The sequence below is a fragment of the Algoriphagus yeomjeoni genome (assembly GCF_003259505.1).
In the GTDB taxonomy this organism is placed as follows: Bacteria; Bacteroidota; Bacteroidia; order Cytophagales; family Cyclobacteriaceae; genus Algoriphagus; species Algoriphagus yeomjeoni.
Window position 1 is genome coordinate 43,628 of the sequence record NZ_QLLK01000007.1, and the last position, 17,474, is coordinate 61,101.

Here is a 17,474-nt window from a genome sequence, read left to right on the forward strand (position 1 = left end):
TTAATTCTATCCCTATTATATTTTAAGTGCTAATGCCTAAACTCAGGTCTTTGCTTTAAGTCAAAATTATCGCCTTAGCAGATTCAGCATACCTCTTCGTATTTCTCCTGTTTCACCCACTTCAATAACATACAAGTATGCACCTACAGGCATTTCATTGCCATTGAATATGCCATCCCACTGAACGTCAGGATTTTCAGTATAAAAGACTACCTCTCCACCAACATTCAAAATTGTGATTCTGATACCTGTATAGTAGCGCAGTGCCAGCACACCCCATGTATCATTCGACCCATCTCCATTTGGAGTGAAGGTATTTGGCACATCGAGCTGATCTAAAGGCGTACGCATTCTGGTAATCAGGAAGCTCTTCTCAAGCACATTCCCTGCACGATCTGTCACTTGTAGAACAACAGTGAAAGTAGTTCTGCCTCCTGCCTGCTCTGCACTACTCCAGAATAGAATACCGTCAAGAACTTCAAAATATTCATTATCCTCTAATCCTTCTGGCAGACTGAACATATGAACGTTATCACTAGGGTCGATTACAGTAAAGGCTCCGATTTCCTGGAAGTACTGGTCTGGGATACCAATAAAACTATTGGCACTAAGTGTTACATCCTGCGGAGCTGGCTTGGTCAATACGGTTATTTCCAGCATCGGCTGAAGGTCATCCGGATTGAATAATCCTGCTGGTAAGTCAACCGTGCCTAAATAGTTTGTTGTTCCTGAAACTAACGGGTCATAACCTGTAAGATCCCACACCACTGGAAGATTGATAAATTCTCCTTGAGCTGTAATTACAACTACCTCGGTAGGCAATTTCAAATCTCCCGGATCAGTTCCCCAAAGTGCTTCCATACTTTCGATTACAAACTCAGTGACAGCTCTTTCCTGCACATAATCAGGATTTCCATCGCCGTCTTCATCTTCGAAGTCAGTACCATCTTCAGGATCTGTTCCCTGTTGATCTTCTACATAATCTGGAACCAGATCATCATCAGAATCCAAGTAATCACCTGCATCATCAGGATCAGTTCCCTCTTGCTCTTCCACATAGTCCGGAACTCCATCACCATCAGTATCCAAATAATCCATTGGGTCTTCAGAATCGGTACCTTGCTCTTCCTCTATATCATCCGGAACACCATCACCATCTGTGTCATTACTTATGATTTCGAAATCAGCTCCTGTAAAGTTTATGGTATAATTAGCACCGGCATCTAAAGTCCCGATAGTAATCGCATAGCTTCCTACACCCTCTCCAAGTTCTCTGGATAAGGTTCCTGTTAATATATTTTCATCATCTCCAACTCCAAATCCTGAAGCAGAATAGGTCAATAGTGGATCAGCTTCTCCATACAACTTACTCTGATCTGCATCGGCTATGACTTCTAGAATCGCTTTGGTGATTTCTAAATCTGCAGTGAGCTCAAAGGATGTGAAATTACTTCCAGAAATAGTCGCTGTTACTTCTTGTATGCCTACATCAGTTCTGCTGTTATTAGCATAAGCTACAGATGCTCCCGTTGGTAAAATTCCGGTAATCGCCAACGACTTAGCTGTACCGTCATAAACAAATGAGTCGTCTTCAAAGGTAATTCCTTCAATAGATGCCGGAGTAATTGTAAGATCCGCCATCAAGACTAGGTTCATATAATTGGAACCACTTATCGTAGCTGTTACTTCCTGTGTTCCAACATCAGTCCTAGAATTGTTAGTATAAAGGACAAATGTTCCTGTAGGAAGTGTTCCGGTAATCGCCAACGACTTAGCTGTACCGTCATAAACAAAACTTCCGTCTGCCATTGTAATGCCAGTGATTACCGCTTTGGTTATCACAAAATTTGCTCCGACGTAATTGATGGCATAGTTAGCACCAGCACTCAAAGTTCCAAGGTTTATTGAATAGCTACCAACGTTTTCTCCTGCTGCTCTAACAAGTTCACCTGTCAGAATAGCGTTGGTATCTCCATTCTCAAATCCATTAACTGAATAAGTAAATACAGGGTCAGTCGTTCCAAACACCTTACTTTGGCCTGCATCTGCTCTGATGTTCAATACTTTAGCAGCAATCTCAAAGTCAGCTGAAGTAAAGTTGATCGTATAGTTTCCTCCGGCACTCAGACTGCCCAAATTGATTGGATACATTCCTATATTCTCACCAGGAGATCTACTTAATGCACCCGCAAGGACTGCACCCGTATCGCCGTTACCAAAGTTGCTAGCCACGTAAGTAAATACCGGATCAGGCTGTCCATAGACTTTCGCTTGGTTTGGATTCACAGTAATAAACAAGGTACGCTTGGTGATCTCAAAGTCAGCCGAAATGAAGTTGATCGTATAATTGTTGCCAGCTGAAAGTGTTCCTAGGTTGATCGCATAATTACCAACATTTTCTCCAGCTGCTCTTGATAAGACTCCGGTAAGAATCGATTCATTATCTCCAGCTTCAAATCCTGTAGCTACATAAGTAAAGATAGGATCGGCTTCGCCATAGACTTTCATTTGCCCGGCATCTGCTGTGATGTTCAACACTTTCGAAGCAATGGTAAAGTCAGCTCCTGTAAAGTTGATCGTATAATTTGACCCGGCATCTAGTGTCCCAAGATTAATTGGATAAGTCCCCTTATCCTCCCCTGCAGCCCTACTTAATGCTCCTGTCAGGATAGCATCGGTTTCCCCTCCTACAAATCCTGATGATGAATAAGTGAATATTGGGTCGGCTGATCCAAACTCTTTACTTTGATTAGGATTGGCGGTGATCAATAGTTGCGCTTTTGTAATGTTCGCTTCCAATCCTGCAGGTGGGATAATCACATAATTATCCTTATCCAACCCATCCAAGGTAAGCCCTGTTACGGTTATAGGGATAGCGACTCCAACATTAGACTGTAAGAAATTAGCAATAGGGGTGCCTGTCACAGAAACATCATCTGCACCAATTCCAGTAACTGACGGAGTCCCAGATAGAGAAGCTATTGTCGTACCGTCATAAACCTTATTATTAGAACTAAAACCAACTACTGAAATCGGTGCAGCAGAAATAGTAGCTGCAGAAGTTGGTGCTCCAGTATAATCAATATCATAAGAACCTGCATCTGCTCCTGTCAATGTGATTGAAGTGATTCTTACTTCTTTTCCAACCCCAACATTTTTATCAATAAACTCAGTAGTAACGGTGCCAATAGATACATCAGGAACCGTGGCATCAACACCACTTAGGCTTAGGTTATTCACTGAGATAGTTGATGCCGTTGTAGCATCATATACTTTATCAGGTGCATTAAATGAACCAGTTATTTGAAGAGTGCCTTTCTTGATCTCAAAATCAGCTGGAACAAAATTGATTGTATAGTTTGGCCCAGCACTCAAGTCACCTTGATTGATGGCATAGGTTCCTATGGTTTCACCTGCCGCTCTTGAAAGTGCTCCCGTCAGAATTGTCTCATCATCCGTTCCCTCAAATCCTGAGGCAGAATATGTGAATACAGGATCAACTGCTCCTATGAGTTTTGACTGTCCTGGATCAGCAGTAATTGTTAAAACCTTTGGAACTAACACGACGGTCACTACTGCAATCGCACTTGAAAAACTACCACTGCCATCGAAAACAGTTAAATTCACATTATTTGGTCCTACATCTGCTCCTGTAAATTCTGTTTTACTTAAAGTCCGCGAAACAATACTACAGTTATCACTAGATCCGTCATCCACTGTAACTGGATCTAAATTAACTGCCCCAAAAGCATCCACATTCAGTGTAATATTCTTTGCCCTTGCTATTGGGAGAATATTGTCCTGTACCAAAACAGTTGTTTCTGAATAATCCGAATTTCCGGCCTCATCCGTGGCTGTAACTCTGATTATGTTGACACCTAAATTGGAACAATCGAAAGAATTCTTATCCAATTCTAAAAGAATATCAGCGGCTTCAGAAATATCATCAGTTATTGGAGAAGCTAGGAAATCACTAGCTATCAAGGTTGGTGAATTTCCATTCATATCCAACTGAATTGCAAGGCCATTAATAATAATTGGAGCTGGTGCCTTGGTATCTATCACCACAGTTAATGGGTCAGAATCGCTGAAATTCCCCGAGAGGTCTTTGGCTCTAGCCGTAAAATCATGAGATACGGCTGTCGCTCCTAGAATTGGGCTCAGCTCGGACGCCGGTGTAAATTCCCATTCACCAGCATCAGTTGAGGTGGTTTCGCCAAGCGAACCATCTACAGAACTGAAGATCTCAATAGTAATATTTGGTTGGGCTGTTCCTCGAAGAGTTGGAGTCCTGTCATTGGTAATATCATCAGTATCACTTACGCCAGAATCACTTGAAGCCACTAAATCTGGCTTACTTGGAGCGTCAATATCATCATTCAATATTGTTACCGTGGCCCCATCAGTAATATCAATAGCACTTGATGACACAGTGGTTGGTAAAAGACCACTTATTGCAATGCTGACGGACTCATTAGGCTCTGTCACAGCATCTGCCGTTGGCGTGACCGCAAATGTTTCTGTTTCACCTGCCGTTCCGGCAAAAGTTAGCGTTTGGGCAACCACAGCAGTATAATCACTTCCTGCTACAGCTGTACCATCCGCTGTGCTCACATCAACATTAAAGCCTCCATCCACAGCATTGTCTAATGTCACAGTAACTGTAATAGGCCCATCATCTTCATTGCCGCTTACGTCAGCTATGGTAACTGTGGCCTGGTCATCATTGGTTATGGTTAGGGTTGCGCCATCAGTAATTGCTATATTTCCTCCAGCCACAGATCCGGGTACCAGGTTACTCATTCCGATAACTACTGTTTCATCAGCCTCTACTTTGGTATCTGCGCCTAGTGTTATCGTAAAGGTTTCAGTTTCTCCTGCCGTTCCGGCAAAAGTCAAAGTTTGGGCAGTCACTGCTGTGTAATCACTGTCTGCAGTAGTGGCGGTACCATCAGCGGTACTAACATCTACATCAAAGCCCCCATCCACTGCATTGTCCAGAGCCACAGTAATCGTTGCAGTACCTGAGTTCTCATCAACAGCTACATCTGCAATAGTCACAGCAGCTTGGTCATCATTAGTTATGGTACCATTTCCTGAAGCATCCACGATGGTAACATTAGTACCCGTAGGGTTTGAAAGCATTAAAGTCAGGGTCTCATCAACCTCTACAATTTGATCACCCGAAATACTAATGTCAACTGTCTTGCTGGTTTCTCCGACTGCAAAACTCAATGTTCCATTTACGGCAGTATAATCTGACCCTGCAGTGGCAGTGCCATCTGAGGTAGCATAATCCACAGTTGCACCTCCAGCAGGTGCAGGAGCGCTTAGAGAAACAGTGAATTGTAGGCTTGTAGTACCAGCATTTCCTTCAGTCACAGCTGGGTCATTGATAGAAAACGATATAAAGCTTTCCACATCAATGTTTATCACGCCGAGATTAACAGTTGTACCACCCCCATCTCCTGTATTTCCGTTATCAGTAGCCGAAACACTCAGCGTTGCAGCATTATCTCCCGTGGATCCAAGCGCGTTTGTGTACTGAATGTTGGAAGGAGTGTTTAAGAAACTTTCGATCGCTGCAGCTGTACCTTCTAAATTCATGGCTCCCGGAATTGGGAAAGTCACTGTTACACCACCTCCACTAGTCGCTGACAAGGTGCCACTGGAAACCAAGAAAGATAATCGTACAATCCCTGATCCGGAATCAACATCTCCAAAGGTTGCAGCTGATAGATCAATGTTGCTAGCTGTATTTTCTACTACACTAATGTCCGATGGTAGATCCGACATTGTAGGATCATCATTGATTCCTGTTAAAGACACTTGTACTACCAAAGAATTAGAAGAAAGGCTTGAAGCATCTTTTACTAGTATGGATATATTTCTGCTATTATCTGTTCCTCCTACTGTTGGATCATTTCCAGTATGACTATATTCTATAGATTCCAGTGCTGCAATCATTTGGGCAACTGAGCCTGTACCTGAAAGTGTAATTACATCACCTTCTTGCGTGACACTATAAGGACTCGGAGCCTCTACAGAAAGTACATCTCCAGTGATTTTATCATTAAAAGTAATTTTCGCTTCGATTATATTATCTCCTTCTACATCACTTAACACTATATTTCCACCTTCGTTAAACTTCGCGGCGGTTCCTCCTTCTGTATAAGATATAACTCTATTTCCATCAAAGACTGGTGCATCATTTACTCCTGTAATATCGAATGTCACAGAAGCAGGATCAGATGTGGCAGTTCCATCATCGGACACAAATGAAATCCCACCGGCATTCGTACCAAATAAATCAGGTGTAGGTGTAAAAGTGGCAGCATCCAATGCTGTATTTAGAGCTGCTAGTGTACCCGCTGCAGTGAAACTTGCCGAGCCATTACCTGAGCCTGCAAAGGTAATCCCTGCAGTACCAAGAGTTACTGTTCCTCCAGTGATGGTAAACGTAAGCGTCTGATCGTCACCATCCGCGTCGGTCACTTGAATATCATCTGCCAGAGCAACATTTACATCATCTTCTGTTACCACTGGGGCTGTTGGAGGAGTTGCTACTGGGACAGTGACAACTCTTTTTTGTACTTGATCCTGTGCCGGCAGCCCTTCATTATTTGAAGCATCAGTTAGGTTAACTGTTAAAGTGATTGTTCCTAATCCCAAACCACTTAAATCAATCCCAGTTATCTGATCTGTAGCCGTTAAAATTGTCCCTGTGTTGGTAACAGGCGTTCCACCACCTGAACTAGTGAAGGTGTATTCATAGGTAGTTCCTATTTCCGCTCCAGCAAAAGTAAAGCTCACTACATCATCATTATCTGGGGTAATTGGATCTTGGTCAATGGTTACTGAGTAACCTGATGGTGCTACATTGTCGGCACAGAATTCGAAGTTATCGATGTTAATGTATTGGAAAGCACCTCCTATTGTGACTTCAATTTCATCAACAGAAATGTCCGAATTATCAACTCCACCTTCCGTCTCTAAATCAAAAATATAATAGCCGCTATTGGCGCTGAAATCTGTTGGGAATCCAGATGCTTTGGAAATAGTATAAACAGTTGCCCCACCATTTTTACCAACAACCGTAATAGAACCATCATCCGTAGGGTTGCCACCACTAACTTCAGACGAAAGGAAAAATGCGATTTTGCTCAGATTAATTTCTCCGGAATTTGAGCTGATGGTATAAGGTCCCACTCCGGTATTTTTCAGAACATTTTTAGAACTATTGATTCCGATGGATGGAGTTTCTGTATAAACTTCCAGATTTCCGGTGATCGTAAAATTAAAACCCCCATAGCTGAATACCTTAGTGCCAATGGTCTCATCTTCAAAGTCTTCTACCAAACATGGACTTACGTTATGGACCTGACCTGTGGTAAAAGCGGAGGTCCCAGTCACATCATTCTCATTTGCGATGTCCGTTCCTGCTTTTAAGTCTAAACGCAATGTACCCTCACCTGATACCCCTGTGATGGGTACAGTATAGGTAGCATTACTACCTGTCACCAAACCAATTGTACCATCGGCTGTTCCAGTTTTGGTTAGTTCAAAGTCATCCGCAGTAACATTCTTTGCTAGTTTCGAGAATTCGACCTGATATTGAATGGATGTAGCGGTACTCAAGGGAGCCCCGATTAAATTGATCCCTGTCACCTCTGCTGGGTCATTTCCTCCTACAACAAATGGATCTCCATAAGTGATTTCATCCAAAATAATAAACAAATCTGTGCCTTCAATTCTAACTTCATCTACATCGTAAAAATCAGGATTCGATGAAAAAGATTTTAACCCATTTGTTGAACTATTGAAGTCAATATTTACTGTATTTCCTACCTGAGTTGCTCCTTTAAAAGCTTTAATAGTACCTGAAATTGAAGATCCGTCCCCTCTATGTTGAAGCCAGATACTTAAAAATTGAAAAGATGAATTATCCGCTTTTGAAATCTTCCAACCCTTGATACCTTCAGGACTAAAATTAGCGTCATCAAGTCCTGGGGAATTATCTTTTCCCTCGTTGAAATCAATTCCTATGCAACCTGAACAGGATGCAGAAGTTCCCAATATTGCCTCAAACTCCAGTTCACCTTCTACATGGGGAGATGGTAATCCAACGTTTTCAGTATATGAGTTAAAATTAACAGTCGTTTGCGCATTAGACAAAATTGTACCACTGGCAAAAAGCAATACTGTAAAAATGGCTTTGAGGATTCTAGGTATCATCAGGTTTTTATTTAAATAAAAATTCCCGACCCCGAATAGGGTCGGGTGTTTTAAAACTTAGTTTCTGGAAGGATAAATTCCATATAGGCAAATAATATAATTAGTAGCCTGATAGGGGTTTCTCAACGATACTTGCTGACTTCCACCTACTGGACTAATGGTACTGGATGCCAACTGTGAATTTGAGGAATCCAAAAAACCCGGAGAGGGAACTGGGCTTCCGCCTCGCTCTAAAACTACGGTACTCTGTGCCACAAATGAGCCCGTTGGATTATTTGTTGTTCCAGGATTTGAACTCACATTAAAAACATGAGAATGGTTTGGCATATTTGAGGTAGTAAGAGTCGTAAATTCGATGCCTCCTTTTCCGCCAAGAGTGATAGTAGAAAAGCCAGGCCCAGTCCCCGTTCCTATAGGTGTTCTACCTCTTAAATCCGGTAATGCGAATGTAGTTCTACCATCACCGCCGTAAGTTGTTCCCAAAATTGAAAACAACGCATCGTTTGAACTTATAGCCAACAACGTCCCGTCGCAATACGCCCAACCTCTAGGGGGAAAATTCCCTGCAAACAATTTGATTACTCCGATCATTTCTTCCATAATAATATTCTTAGTTTCTTGATGGGAAAATCCCTTGTACACAGATAATGTAGTTAAGTCCTAAAAACGGATTCCTTAGTTGCACTGGAATATTACCACCTGTAGAACCTAAAGCAGTAGCCGCAAGCTGGGCATTTGGGGTAGAACCATAACTTAAAACTGGAACTGCATCCCCGCCCCTTTCTACTACCACGGAAGTAGAGGCAAGTACCTTATCTGTCGGGACATTAGTTGTTCCATCTGATGAACTCACATTCACTGGATGAGTATGATTTGGAAGATTTGGAATAGTCAGGGTTATTTGTTCAGCCCCTCCAGCTTGTCCAAGATTAATTCGACTTAACCCTGGTCCTTGCCCTTGTCCAATAGGTGCCCTGCTGCTAAGGTTTGGCAGAGCGAAAGTAGTTCTACCATCCCCACCATAGGTAGTGCCGAGCAAAGAGAACAAAGCCGTATACTGAGAAATCGGTAGAATCTGCCCCTGACAGAGCATGAATCCACGAGGAGCAAAATTCCCTGCAAAAAGCTTAATTGTTGCTAATAATTCATCCATAATAAAATTGATTTTGGTTATACTGAAATTAAAAATTAAACTATATGTTTAGCCACAAAAGGCTCTATTTAAAACCTACTTGAGTTGATAAATTGAGAATCTATCAGCACCCCCTACCTCAACCACGTCTAAACTCTCGTCTTTTTTGTTCTTCTGGCTGAGTAATACTTGCCCTCCTTCTTGATTTCGCAAAACGAAAAGTTTGTTCCCCTTGCTGCTAGGTGAATTCACAAAAAAGTGATCTATGCATCGACTGTTTTCTGCCAATTCTTTCGCACTGAAGTAAGGAAAAATCTGTTTTGGGCAATCAGTCAAGCAATAGATCAAATCACATCCTTTGGTGTTTTTTAGCATCCAAGATACCTCATTCATTTTATTGATAGTCTCACCCTGAGATTGTGAAGAATTGAAAAATCCAATTCTCATCAATCCTATGGTTAGTCCTGAATTTTTAACCAACTCATATTGTGCGATACTTCGACTTGGTAAATTTCCATCAAGTACCAAGGTTGAGTTTATACTTCCTTTGTTCTTGATGTTTGATTCATATGTATCTATTGGTCTACTGCCAAAAAAGTGACTAGAAAATTTAAAATCATTTTTGGTATTCCTTACTAATTCACTGCCCTCTTTAGAGCACCAAATTGATCCATTCCCCACGAATATATTTGGGGATGACCTTAATAAATTTTTATTAAAAGTATTCTGAACTGCTTCAAAAGAGCTATTACCGTGAAACACTCTGACATGGAGCTTTCTCTTCCTATCAGCTAAACTTGCAAAAGCACCATATTTGATACACGAAAAAACACCAGCAAGCAATGCACTCTTTATGATAAAACTCCTTCTAGAATTCCTGAGAATGTTCATAGAAAATCAAAAATTTAAACACCTTAAAACAATCTCTTGTGAGCCCAAAATCATTCCACTCATAAAAGATCACAATTCTAAACTAGCTAATTTATTTCGTTTCTTCAATGAAATATAATAAAAATAGGTGTTAATACGTATACCAATATCCATAAAAATAATCCAATAGCATCTTTGAAAAACCAAACAATTATTCATTAACATTTCTTTATCCTAACTGAAAGCAAACACATAAGTTGATTCTACCATTCTAAAAAGTATTTTCGAACAACAAATACTCCTTTCAAACTAATTAACACCTAGACATTTTTAAACGGGTGCAATCTCACATTTTTGGCATATATGCGATCCAAATAATATTGATCTTATTTTACCAGAAGAATTTTATTAAAAATCAGTTTCAATGCCCTACATCGAAGAAAAGGCCTTTAATGACCTAAATTTTACTAAATCATCTTTTGAAATAGCAGATTACGAACAATGCACCTTTGCGCATTGCAATTTGTCAGGACTAGATTTGAGAGGTAATAATTTCGAAAACTGTACTTTCAAAAATTGCGACTTGAGCAATATAAAAGTTCCAGATGTATCATTTCAGAATGTAAGATTCGAGCACTGCAAGATGCTTGGCATTCATTTCCATGCGAGTAATCCTTTTTTGCTAGAATTCACCTTCTCCAATTGTCAACTTGACTACTCTAGCTTTTACAATCTGAAGGTCAAAAAATCAAAATTCATCAATTGTAGGCTCTTGGAAACCGATTTCACCCAGACTGAGTTGACTTCCTCAGATTTTCAAGGATCAGATTTAAGTGGAGCTACTTTTGACCAAACTATTGTAGAGAAAGTTGATTTCAGAAATGCAATTCACTATTCCATTGACCCTGAAAGAAACCGGATCAAAGGTGCTCGATTCGATTTAGAAGGCTTACCTGGTTTGCTAGGAAAATATGGAATTAAGATCGGTTGACCCTAAAGGCTAGACACATGGTATCCCATGACTTTTGAGCTCTATACAGGCACGAAAATCCTATTTGTCTTTGATTTGATCTTTGTCCTGAATCAAAAGAACCCAATCTTCCTCAGCTCCGCTTGTGGGAGGTTGGAAGGTAAGTGAAGGCGCTGGCTTCAGTTTTTTGATCGCTATTTTTTTGCCATTTCTAGGATTATACCATATCCCTTGAAGCTTATCACCCGTCACTTCCGTAAGGTCTATCTTGACTTCCCTAGGCTTCGCCAAATAAGCAATAACATAAGAACCGTCGTTGGCAATGGCAGCACGGATTTGATCTTCATTTTCCGTATTTTCTGACAGGATTAACTTTTGATTAGATACAATCTTGGTAAAGTCTATTGCTTCGAAAAACTTTTTGAAAAACTTCATAGATTCTGCTCCAGGACGCTGTAATGCTCCTTTCCAATCAGTCAGTGTAGGAATAACGAATGTCTCTCCTTCCTTTTGCATCTGCCAAACTGCATTATTACCATAGGTGTATCCGGCAGCACCAGAAAGAATATTCCAATAGGCGAGAACTCTCACATCATACCCGCTAAAGAATCCCTCTGGAAATTTAGCCTGATCTTTAATGTTTCCCTTTGCATCAACCTGATCGGAAAATTCTCCAGGTTTGAATTGCATGTAATTCCAAAACTTCACTGGAATATCTTCATATGCCGGCTCGCCCTCCACCGTAGGTTTTTGGGGTCGCAATGCAAGATCCTTACGTGCAAATCGATAAACTTCCAAAAATCGCTTTTCATGGCCACTCTGGTACATATTGAAATCCAACCAATCTGGGTTATCCAACGCATCAGAACTAGAGCTAAACCCTCTTGGATGGTATGTAGTCAAATGACGCCCTTCATCTCCCTCTTCCAAGCCTTCGGCCATAGCATCCCAAATTTGAGCGACTTCTTCATTGGCAACCATACGATCACCACCTAAAATCCATACGAGGTCATTATTTCTATAGCGTTCACCCAAAAAGCGCCCGTAAGTCTTGGCATTTGACACATCAAAAATCAATGGTCCTGCACCGGGATTTGCACTATAAATTTTATCCCCCCAAGTAGGCAAAACACCCATAGTCAAACCAAGCTTATTTGCCTCTTCAATTATGAAATCTACATGTTCGAAATAAGCTTCATTTGGCTGGGTTGGGTCAAGGTCATGAAAAGGCAAATCGCCATTTGCGTTTGGTGTTTTCACGCCGTCTCTTTCGGCCAAAATGACTGCTTGAATTACTGTAAACCCTTGCTTTGCACGAGTCTGAAGGTAAAACTTGGCTTCCTCCTTATTGAGCCGATGAAACAATTCCCAGGCGGTATCTCCTAACCAAAAGAAAGGCTCACCCTCTTGAGTTTCAAAATATCTGCCATTTGGCGTGATATTCAAACTTTGTGCGTTTGTAAAAGATAAAAGGGTAAAAAAACAAACAACTAATCCTATAATCCTCTTCATATTCTTTGGGTACTTTATGCGTTATTTACTCCTGCTACCACCATTTTAATGGTATTGTAATCGTATTTCCCTTCAAAGTGAATTCTAAGAGCCTGCAGGTTTTTGATATTTTCGATTTGTGAACTGATCTCTGAGATCACCTCAATAGGCAAACAGTCCTCCAATTCCACTCTTCCTTCTTGAATTCCTTTTGCCAAATGACCTTTGATCGTAGATTCAGCCAATCCTCGAGCCACTACAATATCTCCTATACTTTTTCCTTCATTGATCATCCCAAAAGTAATCTCATAAGTCTCTCCTACTTTGCGCTTAAGATTAGCTTTTCCGCTCTTTTTTCTGCCCGTTTTATTATTTGCAAATTTTGGATTGTCCGCAGCAGCTTGCTTTGCTGCCTCAGCCAATCGAACTCTGAGGTTGATTTTATCCTGTTCTAAATCATTCATCTTGTCTGGAATACCACCATCCATGATTGAGGAAATCAAACGACTTACCTTGCTGATCTCCACGTACTTTCTGAGCAAACTGACTTCCAATTCTTCCAAAGCATTGGCATAAGTCTTTGTTCTGGAAAACCGCTCCACCTCCGCACGATGAACCAGTATTTTTTCAAGGGCTTTTTTCAAAAAATCCTTGAAATAGGAAGCTCCTTTGTCAAGTCTTTCCATCAATTTCTCCTTGTCATTCTGCTGCAAGAGAAATCGAAGTTGATTGCTAAATTTCCCGGCAGTCCCCACTTCATTTCGAATTAGTGTAGCAATCTCTCCTACCGCTTTCTGCATCTCTGGGTCTTCAAACTCCAACGAGCTATCATTTTTTCGCTGAAAACTACTTATTTCCTGAAGTAAACCAGACAAATCAAAGGTCTCTCCTGATAACAAAGAAAGATATCGCTGCTGATATGCTCCTAAAAGCTCATCGAGTTTCGAATGTTTTTTGGCACTTTCTACAAATGTCTGGACCTGCGAATCTGACTGTAGGGCATTGTTTTGAATTCTTGTTCTCAAGATCAAACCTTCCAAACTTCTCAGTCTACTTAACGCCACATAGACTTGACCCGGTGCAAATGCATTCCCTACATCAATAATCGCCTGATCAAAAGTCAACCCTTGGCTTTTATGAACCGTTACTGCCCAGGCAGTTTTGATTGGATACTGACTAAATGTACCGATCACTTCCTCCTCCAATTCCTTTGTATCTGGATTGATGACGTACTTCTTGTTTTCCCAGATTTCTTTCCTCAGTTGGTAAGCAAATCGATTTCCCTCCAATACTACTTTGATAGAATCATCCTCAAGCTCTTCCACCGTAGCAAGTTTGCCGTTGAAATAATCCTGATTGCCTGAAGAATCATTTTTGATAAACATCACCTGTGCCCCTACCCTTAATTCAAGTGATTTGGGAAGTGGATAAATATTTTCAGGAAAATCATTTTCAATATCCGCTTCATAGAACTTAGAATCACCCTTCAGCGCCAGCAATCGATCCCGGTTAATCTGGTCCGCTTTATAATTGTGCGTGGTTATCGTGATGCAGTCCTTTACTTCAGCAATTTCGTCCTGAGTTTTGTAGTGCTTGTTTAACAGTGCAATGTCCTGGGACGTGACTTGGTTTTCCCTAAGATGATTGAGCACTTGGATGAAGTCTTCATCCTGCTGACGAAAAATCTTATCGAGCTCCAGATACACCAATCCCGAATCCTGCAAAACTCTAGCTTCGAAAAAGTGCATGCTCGGGTAAAATTTACGAAGTACTTGCCACTCATTATCCCGAACTATGGGAGGAAGCTGAAAAAGGTCTCCAATCATCAATACTTGCACGCCGCCAAAGGGAGTATTGTAGTTTCTTTTTACACTTCTAAGTCTGTAATCTATTGCATCCAGCACGTCTGCTCGCAGCATACTCACCTCATCTATCACCAGTAGCTCTATGGATTTCAACACATTCTTCCTCAATGCATTCAGCGGATGTTTTCGAATCAGGGTATGCTGCGTAAAGCACCCATATTGGTCGGAGAAATTGCCTTCTGGCTCATTGACAGGGAGAAAGAATCCGAGCGGGAATAAGAACTGAGAATGAATGGTGACTCCACCTGCATTTAGTGCAGCAATGCCCGTAGGCGCTACAATCACATGACTTTTGTGTGTTTGTAAAGCTAGATTTTTCAGAAAAGTGGTCTTCCCAGTCCCTGCTTTTCCAGTCAAAAAAATCGGTGCTCCGGTATTGTTGACAAACTTGGCAGCCAGCTCAAGTTTGTCAGTACTTTGATTTCCCATTTAGCGAAACTACTATTTTTAAAAATGAATAGATTGGAGAATGAAGTCAAATACTTCATCTAACTAATTTCGATTTTTTATTTGCAATCCACAAACGGGGTTTACTACAACTTTTAGCCGTGAAGACAAATAAATCTCACCAACTAAATATTGGCTTTTCCCAACCCTATCAAAACATATTAAGAGATAATTCTACCAACCAATCCTTAATATCTCTGCGGAGGTGGTTGCCCAAATCGTCCTATCTCGACACGTAAAAAATCTTAAAAAATAGTAATAACTCCCCAAACCGAATAAATAGGCTGATGGCATGCCTTTGGTTTCTTATTTCTCAACCACAATTTTTCACTAAACCAATTTAACCATGAATACCCAATATTATTTCCCAATAAGTAGCTCAACGGCAGCAAATTGTACAGTTAAAACAATCAGCGATGAAACAGTAGGAAGCATAAAGGACATCATGCTAGACACAGAGACTGGCGAAATTGCATATGTAGTACTTTCAGTAGATAGTGGATTTCTAAATCTTGGAAGCAAACTCCTAGCTCTTCCTTGGGAGGCATTTGATTTTCACGGTCACCAACGTGATATCATCACAGTAAAGGTCAGCAAAGAAAAGCTAGAGAATGCTCCAGGGTTTGATGACGACGCCTGGCCAGTAGGACCTCAGCATCAATTCATCAACGATGTCCATACTTATTATGGTTTTGACAGAAGAAGAGCGCTAATTGAATAGGCGTGGTGCTTGGACTCTGCTAGGCTCTCCATGTTTTGGAGAGCCTTTTTTTTAGTTAAAATTTCTACTTACGAATTAATAATTAGCCACAATTATCTTCTCTTTCCTCCATCTGGAGGGTCTTGTTCCTTCATCAGGATTTGCATCAGGTCACCTGGTACTATTTCCAGCATTCCTTCTCTTAATGATTCCCAAATTAAATTGAAAGTCCCTCGATACACATTTCGTTCTGTTTGAAAAGTGGCTGTTTTATAATTCTTGTTTTCGGGAAGGTTGTTGCTTGAAGTAAGCACATTTGCGACAATTGACATCAATTTCTTCTTTTGTGCATTGTCGTCTCTTAGCTCTAGTTTGAGATCCTTGTAGTGGAACTTCATGAAATTGGAAGAAGCAAAGCGTGAGGCATCCATAGTGATTTCTAGCTTTTGCATCCTTCCTGATGTGATATTTACAGAAACTAGGTCTCCCAAAATCCCATTGAGAGCTGGCAGGGAAAAAGGATCCACACTAGCTTCCAGGTGAAAGTTCTCCTTTGTACTATCATTTGTGTAGGGCACTGTTACGTCCATGCGCATGGGTGCAAAACCGTTCAAAACAGCTTCTCCATGAATAAGTAACTCACCAGACTGTAGCGAATCCAAAGAAATTGCATGAGAAATCTTGGCCGAGAGTTGCTCAAAAACCAGGCTCCCCGGTTCAGATTTTCCCTCGGAAATTTGGGAATAGGTAATTTTAGAATTCAATACCTTTATCGTATCTATCTCTAGAGGAAAGGGAATCTGCTCCACCATTCCTTCAAACATAGGCTTTTCAGGCTCATAAGGTCTCGGCTTGTTTTTATTCCTGACATCATGCAAATGAAGACTATCTATCGTCAGCAACCCAGCCACCACAGCCCAGTTGCCATAGATATTACTTTGCGCATTGATGTGTTCAATTCGAAGGTGTTTGACATCTACTTCAATGAAATCCTTTTGAACCTGTGCTTTTTTGGCTACTTCAATATTAGTATCCTTATATTTCAAATGAAGGTCAAAAAAATCAAATTTTTCCTGTTTGGAATCGTAAGTCAAAGAACCTAAGGTGAAAGTTTGATCTTGATTAATGTTTACCAGAAGATTTTTCATACTGGTCTTGATACTCTCCAATTTAAACGGAATGGTATAATTCACTCGGACAGAATCAGTCTCAAGATTTACCGCAGCTATCTCAAAATCTTCGAAACTCCCAAACTTCCTTACAGAATCCGATTTGGTATAAAACTCGCCCGAACCGCCAGTTAGCACTACGTTATGAATGACTCCTCGCGACACCAAATCACCAAAGAGTCCTTGGAATTCTTTAGACATATCTGCAGGTTTTGACGCAACAGAATCATTTCTGACAAAAATGAATTTTGGTGAATCGAATCTCAGTTCATCTATTTCTGCCACTTTTCCAAAAATAAACCCAAGCATATTTACCCCACCTAGCCTGAGAGATTTCATAGTACCCGTGATGGTAATTGACTTTTCCTCCTTTACCGGCAAAAGAGAGATTTCCTGTAACTCTATGCTTCCCCGTAGCAACTGAAAATCAACATCCTCATAAAGAATAGTATAGGCTCTATCTTCTTTACTATTGATTAAATCGGGCAAGGTTTGAATTACCCATTTCTCTAAAACAACTAGTGCAACGGCGACTAAGAAAATCAGAATTCCTACAGCCCAAATAACTTTTTTCAAGAGGAGATTAATAAACTAA

Annotated in this window: 9 protein-coding genes; 2 read left to right on the top strand and 7 right to left on the bottom strand. The window is 40.7% G+C overall.

The features are described from left to right. Positions 1-66: 66 nt before the first annotated feature. The 4 genes from LV83_RS12855 to LV83_RS21300 all read right to left on the bottom strand — a co-directional run bounded on the left by LV83_RS12855 (position 67) and on the right by LV83_RS21300 (position 9,814). Entirely contained in the window at positions 67-8,235 is an 8,169-nt protein-coding gene (locus LV83_RS12855; protein ID WP_111611949.1) for an MBG domain-containing protein, read from the bottom strand. 57 nt (positions 8,236-8,292) lie between these two features. Then, positions 8,293-8,835, bottom strand: coding sequence for a phage tail protein (locus LV83_RS12860; protein ID WP_211320482.1), 543 nt, complete (start codon positions 8,833-8,835; stop codon positions 8,293-8,295). Positions 8,836-8,845: 10 nt separating this feature from the next. Beyond that, positions 8,846-9,388, bottom strand: coding sequence for a phage tail protein (locus LV83_RS12865; protein ID WP_111611950.1), 543 nt, complete (start codon positions 9,386-9,388; stop codon positions 8,846-8,848). A 75-nt stretch (positions 9,389-9,463) separates the two neighbouring features. Next, on the bottom strand, positions 9,464-9,814 hold the full coding sequence (locus tag LV83_RS21300; protein ID WP_146613717.1) for a hypothetical protein: 351 nt from the start codon (positions 9,812-9,814) through the stop codon (positions 9,464-9,466). Between the two features lie 847 nt (positions 9,815-10,661). Between LV83_RS21300 and LV83_RS12875 the strand changes: the two genes are divergently transcribed. Then, the gene (locus LV83_RS12875; RefSeq protein WP_111611952.1) at positions 10,662-11,228 is read left to right on the top strand and encodes a pentapeptide repeat-containing protein; all 567 of its coding nucleotides are present in this window, start codon (positions 10,662-10,664) and stop codon (positions 11,226-11,228) included. 60 nt (positions 11,229-11,288) lie between these two features. On the opposite strand, the gene LV83_RS12880 is transcribed toward LV83_RS12875, so the two are convergent. After that, positions 11,289-12,653, bottom strand: coding sequence for an apiosidase-like domain-containing protein (locus tag LV83_RS12880; protein ID WP_158530572.1), 1,365 nt, complete (start codon positions 12,651-12,653; stop codon positions 11,289-11,291). Positions 12,654-12,733: 80 nt separating this feature from the next. Further along, positions 12,734-14,992, bottom strand: coding sequence for a helix-turn-helix domain-containing protein (locus tag LV83_RS12885; RefSeq protein WP_111611954.1), 2,259 nt, complete (start codon positions 14,990-14,992; stop codon positions 12,734-12,736). A gap of 364 nt (positions 14,993-15,356) precedes the next feature. Between LV83_RS12885 and LV83_RS12890 the strand changes: the two genes are divergently transcribed. Continuing rightward, positions 15,357-15,731, top strand: coding sequence for a PRC-barrel domain-containing protein (locus tag LV83_RS12890; protein WP_111611955.1), 375 nt, complete (start codon positions 15,357-15,359; stop codon positions 15,729-15,731). A 92-nt stretch (positions 15,732-15,823) separates the two neighbouring features. Here the strand turns inward: LV83_RS12890 and LV83_RS12895 are convergent, their stop codons facing one another. Next, complete coding sequence (locus tag LV83_RS12895) at positions 15,824-17,455, bottom strand: AsmA family protein (RefSeq protein WP_111611956.1); 1,632 nt, start codon at positions 17,453-17,455, stop codon at positions 15,824-15,826. Between the last annotated feature and the right edge of the window lie 19 nt (positions 17,456-17,474).

Coding starts and splice junctions, on each gene's coding strand:
- LV83_RS12855 (WP_111611949.1), bottom strand. CDS start 8,235: ATGATACCTAGAATCCTCAAAGCCATTTTTACAGTATTGCTTTTTGCC.
- LV83_RS12860 (WP_211320482.1), bottom strand. CDS start 8,835: ATGGAAGAAATGATCGGAGTAATCAAATTGTTTGCAGGGAATTTTCCC.
- LV83_RS12865 (WP_111611950.1), bottom strand. CDS start 9,388: ATGGATGAATTATTAGCAACAATTAAGCTTTTTGCAGGGAATTTTGCT.
- LV83_RS21300 (WP_146613717.1), bottom strand. CDS start 9,814: ATGAGAATTGGATTTTTCAATTCTTCACAATCTCAGGGTGAGACTATC.
- LV83_RS12875 (WP_111611952.1), top strand. CDS start 10,662: ATGCCCTACATCGAAGAAAAGGCCTTTAATGACCTAAATTTTACTAAA.
- LV83_RS12885 (WP_111611954.1), bottom strand. CDS start 14,992: ATGGGAAATCAAAGTACTGACAAACTTGAGCTGGCTGCCAAGTTTGTC.
- LV83_RS12890 (WP_111611955.1), top strand. CDS start 15,357: ATGAATACCCAATATTATTTCCCAATAAGTAGCTCAACGGCAGCAAAT.